The organism is Rhizobium sp. YTUHZ044 (assembly GCF_051123975.1).
In the GTDB taxonomy this organism is placed as follows: Bacteria; Pseudomonadota; Alphaproteobacteria; order Rhizobiales; family Rhizobiaceae; genus Rhizobium.
The window spans coordinates 4,257,391-4,273,105 of sequence record NZ_CP101426.1; the positions used below are offsets into that span (position 1 = coordinate 4,257,391).

Genomic DNA, 15,715 nt, shown 5'->3' on the forward strand with positions numbered 1-15,715 from the left:
GGCGCAGACGATCGGCGCAGCCTCAGGACGCCCTCTCGAACGCCAGGAGAGGCCCCATTTTCTGCGGGCGATCCTGTCCGTCGAAAGGTGCGGAAAGCTGAGCGCCAGGATACGCTGACCGTTCGTCTGGAGTAAGAGCGTGCCTTGGCTCGTTGATGGGGAAAAACTGACGTTCATGAGGGTTCCACTCCAGAAGAAGGGAGAGCGGAGCCGGGTTGCGGCTCTTCTCCAGGCTGAGATGAAAAACCGGATTGCCGATGCTGCCGGCAAGTCTCGATCCACCCGGCAGAGCCCGCATGCCGGCTGGCGCAGGCTCGGCAAGCAGCCGGAAGGCGGCGCTGCTCGCCTCCTCCTCTCCTGCCTGCCGAAGCAGGAAGAGCGGCCGGCCGGCCGCCTTGGCGCGAAGACCGAGCCGCCGGCTCTCGGTCAGACCGACATGCGCGGGATTGCCCCTGATCTCCAGGATGACCACCGAAAAGGCGCCGCTTTCCAGCGCGGTTTCCGCAAGCCAGAGCGCCTCATCGAGCTTGCGCGGCAAAGCCTGCAGGAAACGCTCAGGCCGCAGGCCGAAATCCTGCAGACCCACCGCATAGGGAAGGCCGGCCTCCATCGTCGAGACCGGATCGCCGATCCAGAGTATTGGCGAACAGTCGCTCGCCTCCTCCTCCACCCGCTGCAGCAGCGTTGCGGCCGCAAGGGCGAACCCACTGGCGGCTCCCGCATCCCGGAAAAGCGCCGAACGGATTTCCGTTATCGCATCGAGCGGCAGCCCGCCCTCCATCGCTTCGTCGAGCGATGTCACCCCAAACGACAAGCGCTGTCTGCGTCCATTCCGTTCCGCATCCTGCCGCCCGGTCTCACCCGAAGCCAGGGCTTCCCGCTCCGCTGCCGCAAGCGCCGGCGCAGGCTTTCCTTCCAGCTTGGCGATGGTTTCGCGGAGCGCAAAAAGCCGCTCGCGCGCCAGGGCGTTCTGCGCCATGGCGTTTACTCCGTCCGTATTGTTCCTGTTATGTTCTTATGGATTCCAGAGAGCTGAAGAAGAGTCAACAACCATTTTCTATGAATTTATTCCTGCCTTTGATTCCGCACTCGAAAATCGGCGGCAAAGGTTCTATATGGGCCCGCAAAGGAAGGAATATTCATGGCCCGCATAGACCTGAGCGATGATTGGCGGGACCGCCATGCGCCGACGATCAGCACTTTCGAGTCGCTGGCCATGGAGGCTTACAGCCATCTACCGGATGAATTCCGCCAACTGACGACCAATCTCACGATCGAGATTGAGGATTTTCCCGATGACGACGTTTTCGAGGATATGGCGCTGGAAACGCCTTTCGACCTGCTCGGCCTTTTCGAAGGCAGGGGAATTTCGGAGCGTTTCACCGTGGAAACCGGCGAAATGCCGAACCGCATTCGCCTCTACCGTCGCCCCATCCTCGATTATTGGGCAGAAAACGACGAGACGCTCGGCGATATCATCACTCACGTCCTGATCCACGAGATCGGCCACCATTTCGGACTGAGCGATGAGGATATGGAGCGGATCGAGGCTAGCGCCGAGGAAGCCGCCGAGCGCTGAAACCGTGCGTTCGGCAGAACGCGCTATTGCTCGGAGAGCTTCATCTCCGGATCGTAATCCTTGCCTTCGACAGTCTTGACGACGGCCTGGCCGCATTGCATCGCGCCGGTTGCGGCATTGAAGGCATAGGTCGGTGGGCCCTCCAGCGACCAGCCCTTGTTGAGGGCGGCGGTGACCTTGTGGCAGAAGGAAGCGTCGTCGGGGCCGGTCAGGAAGCGGTAGAGTTTCATCAGGCGGGCTTTCTTGCAGAAATCAGGCGAGCTTTATGAACCAGAGCTTCGGCCTGGACAAGATGCAGCCGTTCGATCATCCGCCCGTTCGCATTGATGACGTTCAGGCCTTGGGCAGCCGGATCGGCAAAGGCTGATATGATTGCCTGCGCTTCGGCAATCTCCTCGGGGCTCGGGCCGAAATGCCGGTTGGCGGCCGCAATCTGCGCGGGATGGATCAGCATCTTGCCGGCAAAACCCATGGCGCGCCCCTGCCCGCATTCGACATCGAAACCTTCGTCATCCCGGAAATCGTTGAAGACACTGTCGAGCGCATCAAGCCCATAGGCCTTGACCGCCAGAATGACCTGCATCAGCCAAGGCACGAGAAAGCTTCGCCCCGGCTGCGGCAGGACGCCGGTTTCCTTGCGCAGATCATTGAGGCCGACGACCAGGCAATCGAGCCGCGCCCCCAGCATGCAGCCGGCTTCAGCAATCGCTCCGGCATTCAGCACGCCGCGCGGCGTCTCGATCATGGCCCAGATGCGCAACTCCTCCGGGGCATCCGCATCGGCAAGCAGATCGCCGATGTCGGTGATATCCCGAGGCGCGTCCACCTTCGGCAGGAGAACGGCGTCGGGCAACAGCGCCTTGACCAGATCGAGATCTGCCGCCCCGAATCCGGATGACAAAGAATTGATGCGAATGATCCTTTCCTTGCCCTCGAGCGGCGGTCCGGCAAAAAAAGCACGCAGATTTTCCCGCGCATGGCCCTTGTTCTCGGGCGCGACGGAATCCTCCAGATCGAAAATAACCGCATCACAATCAAGGGAACGGCTCTTTTCGAGCGCGCGGAGATTGATGGCTGGCACGCTCAGCACCGAGCGGCGCAGACTTGCGGAGCGGAAAGGTTTGGTTTGGTTCATCATCCATTAGTGCCAAGCTTCGCAAAGCCCGGCAAGACAACAAAAAGCCATGCTTGCCTTGCAGAGAGGAAAAGGAAGGACCACATTCCTTTCTGTAGAAAGGTCTCAAACCCATGCAGAACATTCGCTCCATCTTCTTCATGCTGGCCGGCGCCACCTTCTTTGTCGCCATGCTGCTTCTCACCTTCTCGGTGACGCTTGCTGTCGGCGGCATCCTGACCGTGCTCATGGTCGGACGCGCGCTTTCGATGAAGATGAAGCCCGCTCCGGTCCGCGCCAAGGCAAACAACGGCAAGCCGGAGATGCGCATCTGGAACGACGGTCGCGGCACGATCATCGATCTCTGAGGCCTGCTTTCAAAAAAATTGGCGACACTGTCGCATCATGCTTCCGTGATACGTCTTTGAAGCAGCCGGGCATTCTGCCGGCGCTCAAAAACGATGGAGGACGTGCATGGATACGACGGAAAACAAGCCGGCCAAGTTACCGCCGGTGAAGAATGGCCTGCTGCCCTATCTGACGGTCGACGGCGCGGTGAAGGCCGCGGAATTCTACAAGAAGGCCTTCGGCGCCGAAGAGGCCCACAGGGTACCGGTCGATGAAAGCGGCCGGACGATGCATATTCATCTCTATATCAATGGCAGCTCCCTGATGCTGGCGGATGCCTATCCCGAACACGGCCATCCCTTCAAAGGTCATGAAGGCTTTGCCATCCAGCTTGTCATCGACGATATCGATTTCTGGTGGGATCGTGCGGTGGCCGCCGGCGCCGAAGTCGTCATGCCGGTCGAACTGATGTTCTGGGGTGACCGCTACGGCCAGCTTCGCGACCCGTTCGGCGTGCTCTGGGGCTTGAACGCGCCCGCCAAATAACCGGACGCGTACCGTCGCCAGGTCACGCGAAACGTCGCGTGGCCGCCATTTGAAAGCAGTTCGCGCAATAGTGTGCAGCGGTTTTGCGAGAACGACATGCGGCAGACCAGACCTAAAGCGTAGCAAGCGAATCTGAAAGATCGCGGTACGCTTTAGAAAGATTCTCCTTCATTTCGGCAAAAAACTGGACTAGATGCACATTCAGGAAAGTACATTTGCTGAAATGGAGCATGGGTCATGGATAAATTCGTGAAGCTCACGGGCGTTGCAGCGCCGCTGCCGGTCGTCAACATCGACACCGACATGATCATTCCGAAGGACTATCTGAAGACCATCAAGCGCACGGGTCTCGGCAAGGGCCTTTTCGCCGAAGCCCGCTACAATGAAGACGGCTCCGAAAATCCCGATTTCGTGCTGAACAAGCCAGCCTATCGCGATGCCAAGATCCTTGTCGCCGGCGACAATTTCGGCTGCGGTTCCTCGCGCGAGCACGCTCCCTGGGCGCTGCTCGATTTCGGCATTCGCTGTGTGATCTCCACCAGCTTCGCCGACATTTTCTACAACAACTGCTTCAAGAACGGCATCCTGCCGATCAAGGTCAGCCAGGAAGACCTCGACAAGCTGATGGACGACGCCTCGCGCGGCTCCAACGCCATCCTGACGGTCGACCTCGAGAACCTCGAGATCACCGGCCCCGATGGCGGCTCGATCAAGTTCGATCTCGACGAGTTCAAGCGCCACTGCCTGCTGAACGGCCTCGACGATATCGGCCTGACGCTGGAAAAGGGCAAGGCGATCGACGAGTTCGAAAAGAAGAACGTCGCGTCGCACCCCTGGGCCGCTTAAGCTCTGACCAATTGCCGATCGATTAAGCCGGGCTTTTGCCCGGCTTTTTCTTTATAGCGGCGCGCATCTCACGCGCGCAAAGGACGCTGTAACTGGCGCAGCTCAGAAAAACTTCTCTTTCCAGACCCTCAGTTTTTCCAGCGACACGCCGATTCCGCCGCAGACCTCGATCAGCGGATTGTCAAAACGCTGAAGCAGTCCGGCATGCACATCGGCAACGGCAAGGGCGGCGCCGCAGGCCGGCTCGACGAGGATGCGATGCGCATCGGCAAATTTCAGGCAGGCGGCGATGGCATCGGCGTCGCTGACGACAACGCTTTCGATCGGGTGCTGCTTCGGCAGCTCGAAGACATGCTGCGCCACCTGCTTTGCGCCGAGCGACGTTGCAATCGAGGTGATCGCTGGAAGCGAGATGCGTTCATTGGCCTTGAGGCTGGCATGAAACGAAGCCGCCCCTTCGGTTTCGACGGCGATGACGGGAATGTCGGAAAGCCCGTTCCGTTTCAGCCCCTCGACAATGCCGGCCAGCAGCCCGCCGCCGCCGACGCTGGTGACGACACAATCGAATGTCACGCCCTTCGCCACCACCTCGTCGATCAGCGTGGCATGACCATCCCACAGAAGCGGATGGTCAAAAGGGTGCACATAGGTCGCCTTACGGCTCTCTGCGAGCTCGACCGCATGAGCGTTGGCTTCATCGAAAGCCGAACCATGGACGAGAACATTGGCGCCGGTTGCGGCAATCGTCTGCCGCACATCGGCCGCCGTCGTCTCCGGCACGACGATCGTGACCGGCACGCCGAGCGCCCGGCCGGCATAAGCCGCAGCAATGCCGGCATTGCCGCCGGAGGCGCAGAAGATCTCGCGGGCACCATCTTCCACCTCGTGCTGGCACAGCCGGCCGACACCGCGCAGCTTGAAGCTGCCGGAAGGCTGTAATGCGTCGAGCTTCAGCCAGAGCGGCTTGCCGCTGGCGCTATAGCCAGGGGATGTCCGAACCAGAGGCGTGTCGAGATGGAGAGGTGCTGAAGCCATGGGAACCTCCAGGAAATGAAACTGTGACGGCTGTTCTAATCCGTTTGCGGCCACAGGAGCAACCATCGCGACCGGAAATGAAGCGTACCGATTCACCGCTTCTCTCGCTTGAAATGCCCATTTCCGGGGTCTAAGAAACCGCAACTTGTTTTTCCAGGAGGGTTTCATGACAGCGCGCAATCTTTTCCTGCTGCCGGGTGACGGCATCGGTCCCGAGGCCATGGGCGAGGTCCGCAAGATCATCGCCTATATGAACGAGGCAATGAATGCCGGTTTCGTCACCGATGAAGGTCTTGTCGGCGGTTGCGCCTACGATGCCCATGGCGCGGCGATCTCGGAAGCCGACATGCAGAAGGCGCTTGCCGTCGATGCCGTTCTGTTCGGCGCCGTCGGCGGGCCGAAGTGGGATAGCGTGCCTTACGACGTGCGCCCGGAAGCCGGTCTGCTACGCCTGCGCAAGGATCTGCAACTCTTCGCAAACCTGCGCCCTGCTATCTGCTACCCGGCGCTCGCCTCGGCCTCGTCGCTGAAGCCGGAACTGGTCGAAGGCCTCGACATCCTGATCATCCGCGAGCTGACAGGCGGCGTCTATTTCGGCGAGCCGAAGGAGATCATCGACCTCGGCAACGGCCAGAAGCGCGGCATCGACACGCAGGTCTACGATACCTACGAGATCGAACGCATCGCCGGCGTCGCCTTCGAAATGGCCCGCACAAGGCAGAACCGCGTCTGCTCCATGGAAAAGCGCAACGTCATGAAGTCGGGCGTGCTCTGGAACCAGGTCGTGACCGAAACGCACAAGGCGAAATATTCCGACGTCCAGCTCGAACACATGCTGGCCGACGCCGGCGGCATGCAGTTGGTGCGTCAGCCCAAGCAGTTCGACGTCATCGTCACCGACAATCTTTTCGGCGACATGCTCTCCGACGTCGCCGCCATGCTGACCGGGTCCCTCGGCATGCTGCCGTCGGCCTCGCTCGGCGCGCCTGACGGCAAGACCGGCAAACGCAAGGCGCTCTACGAGCCGGTGCACGGCTCGGCCCCGGATATCGCCGGCAAGGGCATCGCCAATCCGATCGCCATGATCGCCTCCTTCGCCATGTGCCTGCGTTATTCCTTCAACTTGGTGAAGGAAGCCGACAACCTGGAAAGGGCGATCGCCAACGTGCTCGACAAGGGCATTCGCACCGGCGACATCATGGCCGATGGCGCAAGGCAGGTCGGCACTGTCGAGATGGGCGATGCGATCCTCGCCGAGTTCAAGGCGCTTTCTGCCTGATATATTTCACGTGAAACAGTTCAGCCCTTCGCATCACCCATGCGGAGGGCTTTTTCATGTAAGGACGAGCAGCCGGAACCGGGTCGGTCGAATTATCCGACACGGACTATTCTCAGCCACAATCTCGTGTATTTTTGCGCCGAATTTTAACCCGGCAAAATCGAACGGACGACAGGATGCGGGCATTTTGGGCTTCCCTTGATAGGCGCTGGCGCCGCGGCGGCGTCGGCATGCCGCCCTTGCGCTGGCAGGCCTGCCTCTTCATCACCATCAATGCCGTGGTTCTTTCCATGCTGCTCTTCGATGCCCCGGTCGGCGCCAGCGAACGCCCTGCGGCGGTGAAGCAGCTCGGCCAGCTGCTGACCGGCTTCGGCGATTCTGGCTGGCTGATCTGCATCAGCATTCTGCTCTTCTTTCAGGGCAGGGCGGGTTACAAGCTTTTAAAGACCGCGCGCTCCAAGGCGCAGGCGCTTTATGTCAGCTGGATCGGCGCCTATCTGTTCACAACTGTCGTCTTCTCCGGGCTTCTTGCCAATCTCCTGAAACGGGCGATTGGAAGGGCGCGTCCCGACCACTTCCACGATTACGGCATGTTCTCCTTCACGCCCTTTTCGGGCCACGCCGCTTTCGAAAGCTTTCCCTCCGGCCATTCGACGACGGTCGGCGCCTTCTTTGCCGCTTTTGCATTGCTGTTTCCGCGCTACCGCATTCTCTTCATCGCCTGCGCCATCTGGCTTGCCATGACGCGTGTCATGGTAGGCGCCCATTATCCAAGCGACGTCATCGCCGGCCTTGCATTCGGCGGCTGGTTCTCGCTGCTGACGGCCATCGTCTATGCCCGCTGCGGACTTCTTTTTAAGCTGGCGCCGGATGGCTGGCCACTCGCCAAACGCCTGTTTCCGGACATGGAAAAGCCCGGCGGCTTGTGAGCGCCGGGCCTTTCGCCTGCATGCTTAGCGCAAAGCGCCTCAATCCATGGCGTGGATATCCCTGTTCTTCGTTTCGGGCAGGAAGATCAGGCCGATCACCAGCGTGATCGCCGCAAAGACGATCGGATACCAAAGACCGTAATAGATATCACCCGCGGCAGCGCTCATCGCGAAAGCCGTCGCTGGCAGCAGGCCGCCGAACCAGCCGTTGCCGATATGATAGGGCAGCGACATGCCGGTGTAGCGGATGCGGGTCGGGAAGAGCTCGACCAGGAGGGCCGCGATCGGGCCATAGACCATCGTCACATAGATGACGAGGACGAACAGGATGGCGATCGTGCCGATCCAGTTGACCCGGGTGGGGTCAGCGGTCATGGCGAAGGCGCCGCCATTGGCGATGTTGTAGACTGCCATGTCGGTGACGCCATTGGCCTCGTCCGCCGTTAGCAGCTTGCCTTCGACCAGCTTGGCTGCCGGCACGGTTTCCTTGTCGCCGGCGCGCACCGCATCGGCGTTGAGCGCCAGTTCCGGATTGGCGGCGATGAAGGCATCGAGCTTGCTATCCGGCACCTTGGCGGCCCCGCGCTTCAGCGGATAGCCGGCATCGTGGAGCGCAATGTTGACGCCTTTTTCGAAGGCGGCGGTCATGCCCTTCGCCTTGTCGCCGGCAGCAACAACGTCGAAGCTGGTAATCGTACCGTTACCGACCTTCACCGTCGCCGGCTGTCCGGCGGGACCAGGCACGACGTCATAAGGCACCGAGTTCTTCGTCAGGAATGCTGTCGCCACATCGCAGGAACTGGTGAATTTCGACGTGCCCGTCGGGTTGAACTGGAATTTGCAATCCGACGGATCGGCCGTGACCGTTGCGCGGATCGACGCCTGCGCTTCGGCAAGTGCGGGGTTCGCCGTCCAGGTCATCGCCTTGAACAGCGGATTATAGGTCACCGCCGCGATGAGAAGGCCTGCCATGATGATCGGCTTGCGGCCGATCTTGTCGGAAAGACCGCCGAAGATGACGAAGAACGGCGTGCCGAGGAAGAGCGCAATGGCGACCATGACATTGGCCGAGAACAGATCGACCTTGAGCACGTTCTGCAGGAAAAACAGCGCATAGAACTGGCCGCCATACCAGACGACCGCCTGGCCCATGGTGGCGCCGAGAAGCGCGATGAGCGCGATCTTGGCGTTCTTCCATTGCCCGAAGGCTTCGGTCAGCGGCGCCTTGGAGCCCTTGCCTTCCGCCTTCATGCGCTGGAACGCAGGCGATTCGTTCATCTTCAGACGGATCCAGACGGAAATGCCGAGCAGCACGACTGAGACCAGGAACGGAATGCGCCAGCCCCAGGCTGCGAATTGAACCGGGCCCATCAGGGACTGGACCAGGATGATGACGATCAGCGACAGGAACAGGCCGAGCGTCGCCGTCGTCTGGATCCATGAGGTGAAGTAGCCGCGCCGTCCATTCGGCGCATGTTCGGCGACATAGGTTGCCGCGCCGCCATATTCACCGCCGAGCGCCAGACCCTGCAGCAGACGCAACCCGATGAGAATGATCGGGGCTGCGATGCCGATGGTGGCCGCACCCGGCAGGATACCGACGAGGAAAGTCGACATGCCCATGATCAGGATCGTCACCAGGAAGGTGTATTTGCGGCCGACGAGATCGCCAAGACGGCCGAACACCAGGGCGCCGAAGGGACGCACGAGGAAGCCGGCGGCAAAGGCGAGCAGCGTGAAGATATTGCGCGTTGCCTCGGGGTATTGGGTGAAATAGGTCGCGCCGATATAGGTGGCGAGCGAACCGTAAAGATAGAAATCGTACCATTCGAAAACGGTGCCGAGCGAAGAAGCGAAGATGACCTTCTTCTCTTCGCCCGTCATCGGACCGGCCTTCGCGCCGTCGATGCTTGCGACATTTGCCATTGTCTGTCCTCCACAGAGTGATGAGCAACGCGCGCGACCTACTCTCCTCAAAGCAAATCCCCGGCCGCGACACGCCTGACGAGAGTGTGCCAGAAAACATGGCCCGCAAAGAGAGAGGCTTTGGGATTATGACTTTAGTCTAATGGCAGCGCTTTTGGCGGGCAGGGAAGTCGTCTGCTGGCTCTGTTCACGCCCTCAGCGCCTGCGCCGGCGATTGCCGGTAGGCGAGCACCGCCGGCAGTGCGGCGAGCAGTGCGGAAAAGGCGAGCAACACCCCTGCAAGCCCACCATCTTCGCGGGCGAAGCCGACGGGCATGGCGATGCCGCTCGTTTGCGAGAACATGCCGGACAAGCCAAGCGCCGCGGCAAATCCAAGCCCGAATCCGAGCGCGATCCCAACTGCCACGAGCGCGAAGAATTCCAACCAGACGATGCCGAAGATCGCACTTCGTGGGGCGCCGAAGGCCCTCAATGCGCCGATCTGGCGGCGGCGCTGACCGATATGGATGACCGTGACCAACACCAGCGAGGCTGCGACGAGAGCCTGCGCGCCGGAAGCGACCGCGACGAGGATCTGCTTGGCGTCGCCGAGCGTGGCATAAAGATTGGTCAGCACCTCGCCGGGGAAGACGGCGACGGTATTGCCGCTGCGATAGTCCTGCCGCAGCTTGTAGGCATCGGCGATCGTCTTCGGCTTGACGAGGATGGCGGGAAGGCCGGGAGCATTCGCGGCCCATTTCTCGTCGAGCACGGCAGCCGGGTCGATTTCGCCATGATGTTCCTGATGCGCATGCGCGTCGTGATCGGCGCTCGCCGGCTCATGATCGTGGCCAGGCTCCTCGTGTTCCTCCTCCCCAAGGCCATGGATATGCCAGACGGCCTGGATCGGAACGAGAATGGCTCGGTCCCAGGCTGTCCCCGTCGGCCGCAGGCGGCCGGCAACGTGGTAGACGAGTTCGGTGTGGGTCTCGCCGCCTTCTTCCGCTAGGCCATGCATCGGCTTGATCTCGCCGCCGAGCGAAAGCTTGACGGCCGAGCCGATCACCGCCTCTCCCTCGCGGGCGAAAACCTTCCCCTCGGCAAAGCCGCCCGACAGCCTGTCCGCCAGGGTCGCAGTCGTGCCGACGATCGGATAGCCGGAGAACGAGTCGCCGAAGCCGATCGGTGCCGCCCAGTCGACACGGGGATCGGCGGCAAGCCTGGCCAGCACCTCGCCCGGCATCAGCGGCAGGGGCGAGGGCTGCAGGAAGACGGAGGATAAAACGAGCTGTGTCTCGCTGCCGCCGGCGCCGATAACGAGATCGAACTTGTCGGCGGCGCGGGCGCTGCCGAGGCGAAGCGCTCGCTCCTGCAGGACAACGGAGACGCCGAGCGCCGTCGCAAGCGCCACCAGCAGCACCACCACCAACGACCCCGCCCAGAGGCGGCGAAGATCGGAAAGGATGAAGCGGATCATGCAGCCTCTCCCGCCGTTGCCGCGGAATCGTCGCTGATCCGGCCCGAGCCGAAGGTGATGCGCCGGTCGAGCCGGCTTGCCAGGCGCTGATCGTGCGAAACGACGATCAGCGTGCTGCCCTCGGCAATGGCAAGATCGAGGAGGAGATCGCCGACGGCCTCACCGCTTTCGGCATCGAGGCTCGCGGTCGGTTCGTCGGCGATGATGACGCCGGGCTTGCGCAACAGCGCCCGGCCGATCGCCACGCGCTGCATCTCGCCGCGCGACATTGTTTCGATCTTCTGGCCCGGGCGGGAAAGACCGACAGTGGTCAAAAGCACATGCGCCCGCTCGATGACGTCAGCTGTGGCGGCCCTGGCAAGCCGCGCCGGCAGAAGCACGTTTTCCAGCGCCGACAGGCCCGGGAAAAGATGGAACTCCTGCATGACCAGGCCGATATTGGCAGCGCGGAACCGGTCGCGCCCGCTTTCGGAAAAACTGGCGATATCCTCGCGGTTCCAGCGGATGCGGCCTTGGCGTGTCCGCTCCAGCCCGGCAATGATGTTGACGAAGGTGCTCTTGCCGGAGCCGGACGCTCCCGTGATGGCGACCCTGCTGCCGGCCTTGATCGACAGGCGGCCGATTGCCAGCGCCGGCGAGGACAGGCCTGGAAAGGTGATGGCAAGGTTTTCGATATCGAGAGCGAGCATATCGGTTCAGACAGCGGAATATTCGGCTTGGCGGATGCGCAACAGACTGACGAAGCCGTTTTCCGGATCCGTCCAGGAACCGTATTCCAGCGTGCCGCGCACTTCGATCGTCTGGCGCGGCTGCACGAATGTCTGCTTCTCCGCGAGATACACGACGACGATATTATCCGGCCAATCCGCATCCGAGGAGCAGAAGGGGCAGAGCGACATTGGCACCTCGGTCAGCACGAAGAACTGCGCCTCGGCCTTCAGTGGCGGCGCCATGAAGCCTTTCATGCTGATGTCCTGGCCGGCAAGACGCTTCACCTTGTCGGAGAATTCGAGGCCCAGCACGCCGAACTTGCCGTAGAGCTCGTCGAAGGAAAGCGATGGCTCGACAGCGCGACCAGCAGACGCCGTAAAAGGGAACGCAATGGCGGCGGCGATCAACCGTCGGCGGCTGAGATGCAGCGAAGGGAATATATCCATGGTGATCTCCAGGAAGCAAATCCCGGCCTCTAGCATCGGCCCGAAATCGGAACGATTTTCGGAAAGCACGATGCTAGCTTCAAAGTGTTACAGCGTCCTTTTGCGCGTCTGAAAGACGCGCGGCGCTGTAAGCGGCCGGGATAGATGATCGACGAAAGAGGCAAGGCCGGCAAGCTGCCCCGCAGGATCGGTTTCCGATCAGTTCGTCTGCTTGGCGCCGAGCGCGAAGGCGTCGGCGAGCACACGGTAGACGTCGCTCTGTTCGAGGTAGCCATGGAAGCCTTCAGCGCCCGGGCCGGCCGACTGCAGGACGACGTCGTCGACCGCATGAACGCCGCTCTCGCTGCTCTTCGGAAGATTGCCCTGCACGAAGACGGCGCCGGGAACATCCTTATACTGCTCGTTGGCGACATATTCCTTCTTTTCGTTCTGGACAGCCGGAACGAAGGGACCGTCGAGCTTCGGACGGAAGGTCTCGTAGTGATCGGGGCCATTGTTGGCACTCAGGAACAGGCGGCGGCTGACGTCGATCTTGTCGGGATAGCCGTCGCCATTTTCGTCCTTGTAGTTCGGGAAGCCGGCTTCGGCATAGGTGCCAACCTTTTCGCGCATTTCCGTACCCGGCTTCTCGTCATCGACGGTTCCGATGATCGAAACACCATGCGTGTGGTCGCCGGTAACGACGATCAGCGTGTCCGGATGCGCCTTCTGGAATTCGCGGGCAACGCCGATCGCCTGGTCGAATTCGATGGTATCGACAACGGCGCGATCCCAATCGAGCGGATGGGACATCTTGTCGATCGAGGAGCCTTCAACCATCAGGAAGAAACCATCCGGATTCTTGGAGAGGCGGTCGAGCGCGGCCTTGGTCATGTCGACGAGGCCCGGCTGGTTCGGGAACTTGTCGACAGTGCCCTTCTTCAGGAATTCGCGGTCGAGCGTCACGTCCATATTGCCGGTGTGGAAGAGACCGAGGAGATTGCCTTCAGCCGACGCATTGGCGGCGAGTTCGTTCTTGTCGGTCGCAAGCTTGTAGCCGGCATCCTGGAACAGCTTGATGTAATCCTGATTGTCCTTGCGCTTGGAACCGGCGACCTCCTTGCCGAGGAAATAGGCCGAGCCGCCGCCCAGCAGGACTTCCGGCTTGACGTCGAGCAGCATGCCGACGACGTCGGCCTTGTCGCCGCGGTTGCGGGTATGGGCAACGACAGCAGCCGGCGTAGCGTCTTCGACTTCAGATGTCGCAACGATGCCGATCGACTTCTTCGTCGTACGGCGGACGGCTTCGCCGAAAGTTTCGACACGCGGATCGTCGAGCGAAGATGGTGTACGGTCCGCGTAGACGCCGATCGCGTTGACGGCTGTCTTATGGCCGGTCATGAAGGCCGACATGGTGTTGGCCGAGTCCGTGGCAACGGCATTCGTCGCCGACGTGCCGATGAAAGCCATGCGATCGAGATCGTCCATGTTCAGACGGCCATTCGCCTTACCTTCGGTCATGCCCTTGGACATGATGCGGGCGGCGGTGCGATGCGCGACGGAAAGCCCGTCGCCGAGCAGGAAGATGATATTCTTGGCCTTCGGCTGGGCAGCGGTTTCGTAAACGTTCCAGGTGACGGACTTGGTTTCGTCGCCGGCAGCGACTTCGATCTTGTAGTCGCCCGGAACGGAAATCTTCAAGCCGCGCAACAGCAGAGCGGAGCCGAGAGCCTTGTCTTCCTTGCCCTTTTCCAGCTCGATGAACTGCGCTTCGCCCCCGAGAACGCTCTTGTAATCCTGGCCGTTGACCGTGATCTTCACGTCCTCAGGCTTGACCTGCTTGTTGAGCTCGACCTTGAAATCGAACGGCGAGCCGACAAGGATCGTGGCGCGATCGAGCGGATAGACCGTCGTCGCCTGAGCGGCGCCCGCAAGGATGGTGGTGGCCGCAAAGGCGGCAAGAAGCGTACGCATGGAAAACCCCCGTTTTCGGTGCAGACATTGACAACCGAGCCGGGATACCTCCCTGGGATGACAGCGGCATGACAAAACGTCGCAGCATCGCGGCGGCCGCTTTCGCCCTCCGCCTCCGAGCGCAAAAACCTTGACTCCTGTGGAAAACCTTCTAAGAGCAACAGCGGAAAAGGAATCTCCATGGTTCGCGACGAACACGCCATTGCCGCATGCAATGACCGGGCACAGGTTGCCGGGGTGGACATTGCCGTTCCGGTTTCTGCCAAAACCAAGGCCAAAACGACGACGAAAACCGTCTGACGTCTCTGGCCTGCCGCTCTCTCCCCGGCTCGGCTGGGGACAGGAAGACGCGATCCGTCGCGCCTTTCCCCTCACCGGACAAGAGGAGAGAAGAGAAAGAGAGCTTGAGAAATGGGTTTCAAAGTAGCAATTGCAGGAGCCACCGGAAATGTCGGCCGGGAGATGCTCAACATCCTCTCCGAACGCGGCTTCCCCGCCGATGAGGTCGTGGCGCTCGCCTCCTCGCGTTCGCAGGGCACTGAGGTGTCCTACGGGGACCGGACGCTGAAGGTCTCCAATCTGGAGAATTACGATTTCTCCGATACCGATATCTGCCTGATGTCGGCCGGCGGCGAGGTCTCGAAGAAATTCTCCCCCAAGATCGGCCAGCAGGGCTGTGTCGTCATCGACAATTCCTCGGCCTGGCGTTACGACGCCGACGTGCCGCTAATCGTGCCGGAAGTGAACCCGGACGCCGTCACGCAGTTCACCAAGCGCAACATCATTGCCAATCCGAACTGCTCGACCGCGCAGCTGGTGGTTGCGCTGAAGCCGCTGCACGACTTCGCCAAGATCAAGCGTGTCGTCGTCTCCACCTATCAGTCGGTCTCCGGCGCCGGCAAGGACGGCATGGACGAGCTCTTCAACCAGACGCGCGCCGTCTTCGTTGCCGATCCGATCGAGAACAAGAAGTTCACCAAACGCATCGCCTTCAACGTCATCCCGCACATCGATAGCTTCATGGAAGACGGCTACACCAAGGAAGAATGGAAGGTGCTGGCCGAGACGAAGAAGATGCTCGATCCGAAGATCAAGGTGACCTGCACGGCGGTGCGTGTGCCCGTCTTCATCGGTCATTCGGAATCGGTCAACATCGAATTCGAGAACGAGATCACCGCCGACCAGGCCCGCGATATCCTGCGCGATGCCCCGGGCTGCCTCGTCATCGACAAGCGCGAGAACGGCGGTTACATCACGCCTTATGAATCCGCCGGCGAAGATGCGACCTATATCTCGCGCATCCGCGAGGACGCGACGGTCGAAAACGGCCTCAATATGTGGGTGGTCTCCGACAACCTGCGCAAGGGCGCGGCGCTGAACGCCATCCAGATCGCCGAGCTGCTCGTCAATCGCGGCCTGGTCAAGCCGCGCAAGCAGGCAGCCTGATACCATTTGTAAACCATAAGATGTTAAAGCCCTGCTCGTTGAGTGGGGCTTTTTCCGGGGCAAATACGACTGTATAAGCGCTCGCTAAACGGTGATCGTGA

General features: G+C 61.1%; 16 protein-coding genes and 1 pseudogene. 8 read left to right on the forward strand and 9 right to left on the reverse strand.

What is annotated here, in order from left to right:
- Positions 1 to 22: 22 nt before the first annotated feature.
- Positions 23 to 979, reverse strand: coding sequence for an ImuA family protein (locus NL154_RS20825; protein WP_434733285.1), 957 nt, complete (start codon positions 977 to 979; stop codon positions 23 to 25).
- A 162-nt stretch (positions 980 to 1,141) separates the two neighbouring features.
- Between NL154_RS20825 and NL154_RS20830 the strand changes: the two genes are divergently transcribed.
- The gene (locus NL154_RS20830; protein WP_210632757.1) at positions 1,142 to 1,579 is read left to right on the forward strand and encodes a metallopeptidase family protein; all 438 of its coding nucleotides are present in this window, start codon (positions 1,142 to 1,144) and stop codon (positions 1,577 to 1,579) included.
- Between the two features lie 23 nt (positions 1,580 to 1,602).
- Here the strand turns inward: NL154_RS20830 and NL154_RS20835 are convergent, their stop codons facing one another.
- Together NL154_RS20835 and NL154_RS20840 are read right to left on the reverse strand one after the other, a co-directional pair.
- On the reverse strand, positions 1,603 to 1,809 hold the full coding sequence (locus NL154_RS20835) for a DUF1737 domain-containing protein (protein WP_210632758.1): 207 nt from the start codon (positions 1,807 to 1,809) through the stop codon (positions 1,603 to 1,605).
- On the reverse strand, positions 1,809 to 2,714 hold the full coding sequence (locus NL154_RS20840; RefSeq protein ID WP_210633052.1) for an HpcH/HpaI aldolase/citrate lyase family protein: 906 nt from the start codon (positions 2,712 to 2,714) through the stop codon (positions 1,809 to 1,811). Before NL154_RS20840 ends, NL154_RS20835 begins: the two co-directional genes overlap by 1 nt.
- A gap of 113 nt (positions 2,715 to 2,827) precedes the next feature.
- On the opposite strand from NL154_RS20840, the gene NL154_RS20845 reads away from it, so the two are divergent.
- From NL154_RS20845 to leuD, 3 genes are all read left to right on the forward strand, one after another.
- The gene (locus tag NL154_RS20845; protein ID WP_064708240.1) at positions 2,828 to 3,061 is read left to right on the forward strand and encodes a hypothetical protein; all 234 of its coding nucleotides are present in this window, start codon (positions 2,828 to 2,830) and stop codon (positions 3,059 to 3,061) included.
- 106 nt (positions 3,062 to 3,167) lie between these two features.
- On the forward strand, positions 3,168 to 3,587 hold the full coding sequence (locus NL154_RS20850; protein ID WP_210632759.1) for a VOC family protein: 420 nt from the start codon (positions 3,168 to 3,170) through the stop codon (positions 3,585 to 3,587).
- 237 nt (positions 3,588 to 3,824) lie between these two features.
- A complete protein-coding gene (gene leuD / locus NL154_RS20855; protein ID WP_210632760.1) occupies positions 3,825 to 4,433 on the forward strand; it encodes a 3-isopropylmalate dehydratase small subunit in 609 nt (202 codons plus the stop codon).
- Positions 4,434 to 4,535: 102 nt separating this feature from the next.
- Here leuD and NL154_RS20860 read toward each other — a convergent pair whose 3' ends face one another.
- A complete protein-coding gene (locus tag NL154_RS20860; protein WP_221122893.1) occupies positions 4,536 to 5,468 on the reverse strand; it encodes a pyridoxal-phosphate dependent enzyme in 933 nt (310 codons plus the stop codon).
- Between the two features lie 166 nt (positions 5,469 to 5,634).
- On the opposite strand from NL154_RS20860, the gene leuB reads away from it, so the two are divergent.
- Together leuB and lpxE are read left to right on the forward strand one after the other, a co-directional pair.
- Positions 5,635 to 6,747 carry a 3-isopropylmalate dehydrogenase gene (gene leuB, locus NL154_RS20865; protein ID WP_434733286.1) on the forward strand — a complete coding sequence of 371 codons (1,113 nt, stop codon included), beginning with the start codon at positions 5,635 to 5,637 and terminating at the stop codon, positions 6,745 to 6,747.
- A gap of 176 nt (positions 6,748 to 6,923) precedes the next feature.
- Positions 6,924 to 7,676 carry a phosphatase PAP2 family protein gene (gene lpxE, locus NL154_RS20870; protein ID WP_221154834.1) on the forward strand — a complete coding sequence of 251 codons (753 nt, stop codon included), beginning with the start codon at positions 6,924 to 6,926 and terminating at the stop codon, positions 7,674 to 7,676.
- Positions 7,677 to 7,715: 39 nt separating this feature from the next.
- On the opposite strand, the gene NL154_RS20875 is transcribed toward lpxE, so the two are convergent.
- The 5 genes from NL154_RS20875 to NL154_RS20895 form a co-directional block, all read right to left on the reverse strand.
- On the reverse strand, positions 7,716 to 9,602 hold the full coding sequence (locus NL154_RS20875; protein ID WP_210632764.1) for an MFS transporter: 1,887 nt from the start codon (positions 9,600 to 9,602) through the stop codon (positions 7,716 to 7,718).
- 187 nt (positions 9,603 to 9,789) lie between these two features.
- Positions 9,790 to 11,058 (reverse strand): FtsX-like permease family protein, encoded by a 1,269-nt coding sequence (locus NL154_RS20880; RefSeq protein ID WP_434733287.1) that lies wholly within the window; start codon positions 11,056 to 11,058, stop codon positions 9,790 to 9,792.
- The gene (locus NL154_RS20885; protein WP_221123906.1) at positions 11,055 to 11,747 is read right to left on the reverse strand and encodes an ABC transporter ATP-binding protein; all 693 of its coding nucleotides are present in this window, start codon (positions 11,745 to 11,747) and stop codon (positions 11,055 to 11,057) included. Before NL154_RS20885 ends, NL154_RS20880 begins: the two co-directional genes overlap by 4 nt.
- Before the next feature lie 6 nt (positions 11,748 to 11,753).
- Positions 11,754 to 12,215, reverse strand: a complete 462-nt coding sequence (locus tag NL154_RS20890; protein WP_434733288.1) for a hypothetical protein — start codon at positions 12,213 to 12,215, stop codon at positions 11,754 to 11,756.
- 198 nt (positions 12,216 to 12,413) lie between these two features.
- A complete protein-coding gene (locus NL154_RS20895) occupies positions 12,414 to 14,168 on the reverse strand; it encodes an alkaline phosphatase (protein WP_221154838.1) in 1,755 nt (584 codons plus the stop codon).
- Between the two features lie 90 nt (positions 14,169 to 14,258).
- On the opposite strand from NL154_RS20895, the pseudogene NL154_RS20900 reads away from it, so the two are divergent.
- Together NL154_RS20900 and NL154_RS20905 are read left to right on the forward strand one after the other, a co-directional pair.
- Positions 14,259 to 14,468: pseudogene (locus NL154_RS20900) on the forward strand (hypothetical protein); the annotation flags it as partial.
- Between the two features lie 111 nt (positions 14,469 to 14,579).
- Positions 14,580 to 15,614, forward strand: coding sequence for an aspartate-semialdehyde dehydrogenase (locus NL154_RS20905; RefSeq protein ID WP_210632769.1), 1,035 nt, complete (start codon positions 14,580 to 14,582; stop codon positions 15,612 to 15,614).
- The last annotated feature ends 101 nt before the right edge of the window (positions 15,615 to 15,715 follow it).

Bases quoted from the DNA above. Each gene is read 5' to 3' on its own strand.
- NL154_RS20825 (WP_434733285.1), bottom strand. From the start codon at position 979: ATGGCGCAGAACGCCCTGGCGCGCGAGCGGCTTTTTGCGCTCCGCGAA.
- NL154_RS20830 (WP_210632757.1), top strand. From the start codon at position 1,142: ATGGCCCGCATAGACCTGAGCGATGATTGGCGGGACCGCCATGCGCCG.
- NL154_RS20835 (WP_210632758.1), bottom strand. From the start codon at position 1,809: ATGAAACTCTACCGCTTCCTGACCGGCCCCGACGACGCTTCCTTCTGC.
- NL154_RS20840 (WP_210633052.1), bottom strand. From the start codon at position 2,714: ATGAACCAAACCAAACCTTTCCGCTCCGCAAGTCTGCGCCGCTCGGTG.
- NL154_RS20845 (WP_064708240.1), top strand. From the start codon at position 2,828: ATGCAGAACATTCGCTCCATCTTCTTCATGCTGGCCGGCGCCACCTTC.
- NL154_RS20850 (WP_210632759.1), top strand. From the start codon at position 3,168: ATGGATACGACGGAAAACAAGCCGGCCAAGTTACCGCCGGTGAAGAAT.
- leuD (WP_210632760.1), top strand. From the start codon at position 3,825: ATGGATAAATTCGTGAAGCTCACGGGCGTTGCAGCGCCGCTGCCGGTC.
- NL154_RS20860 (WP_221122893.1), bottom strand. From the start codon at position 5,468: ATGGCTTCAGCACCTCTCCATCTCGACACGCCTCTGGTTCGGACATCC.
- leuB (WP_434733286.1), top strand. From the start codon at position 5,635: ATGACAGCGCGCAATCTTTTCCTGCTGCCGGGTGACGGCATCGGTCCC.
- lpxE (WP_221154834.1), top strand. From the start codon at position 6,924: ATGCGGGCATTTTGGGCTTCCCTTGATAGGCGCTGGCGCCGCGGCGGC.
- NL154_RS20875 (WP_210632764.1), bottom strand. From the start codon at position 9,602: ATGGCAAATGTCGCAAGCATCGACGGCGCGAAGGCCGGTCCGATGACG.
- NL154_RS20880 (WP_434733287.1), bottom strand. From the start codon at position 11,058: ATGATCCGCTTCATCCTTTCCGATCTTCGCCGCCTCTGGGCGGGGTCG.
- NL154_RS20885 (WP_221123906.1), bottom strand. From the start codon at position 11,747: ATGCTCGCTCTCGATATCGAAAACCTTGCCATCACCTTTCCAGGCCTG.
- NL154_RS20890 (WP_434733288.1), bottom strand. From the start codon at position 12,215: ATGGATATATTCCCTTCGCTGCATCTCAGCCGCCGACGGTTGATCGCC.
- NL154_RS20895 (WP_221154838.1), bottom strand. From the start codon at position 14,168: ATGCGTACGCTTCTTGCCGCCTTTGCGGCCACCACCATCCTTGCGGGC.
- NL154_RS20905 (WP_210632769.1), top strand. From the start codon at position 14,580: ATGGGTTTCAAAGTAGCAATTGCAGGAGCCACCGGAAATGTCGGCCGG.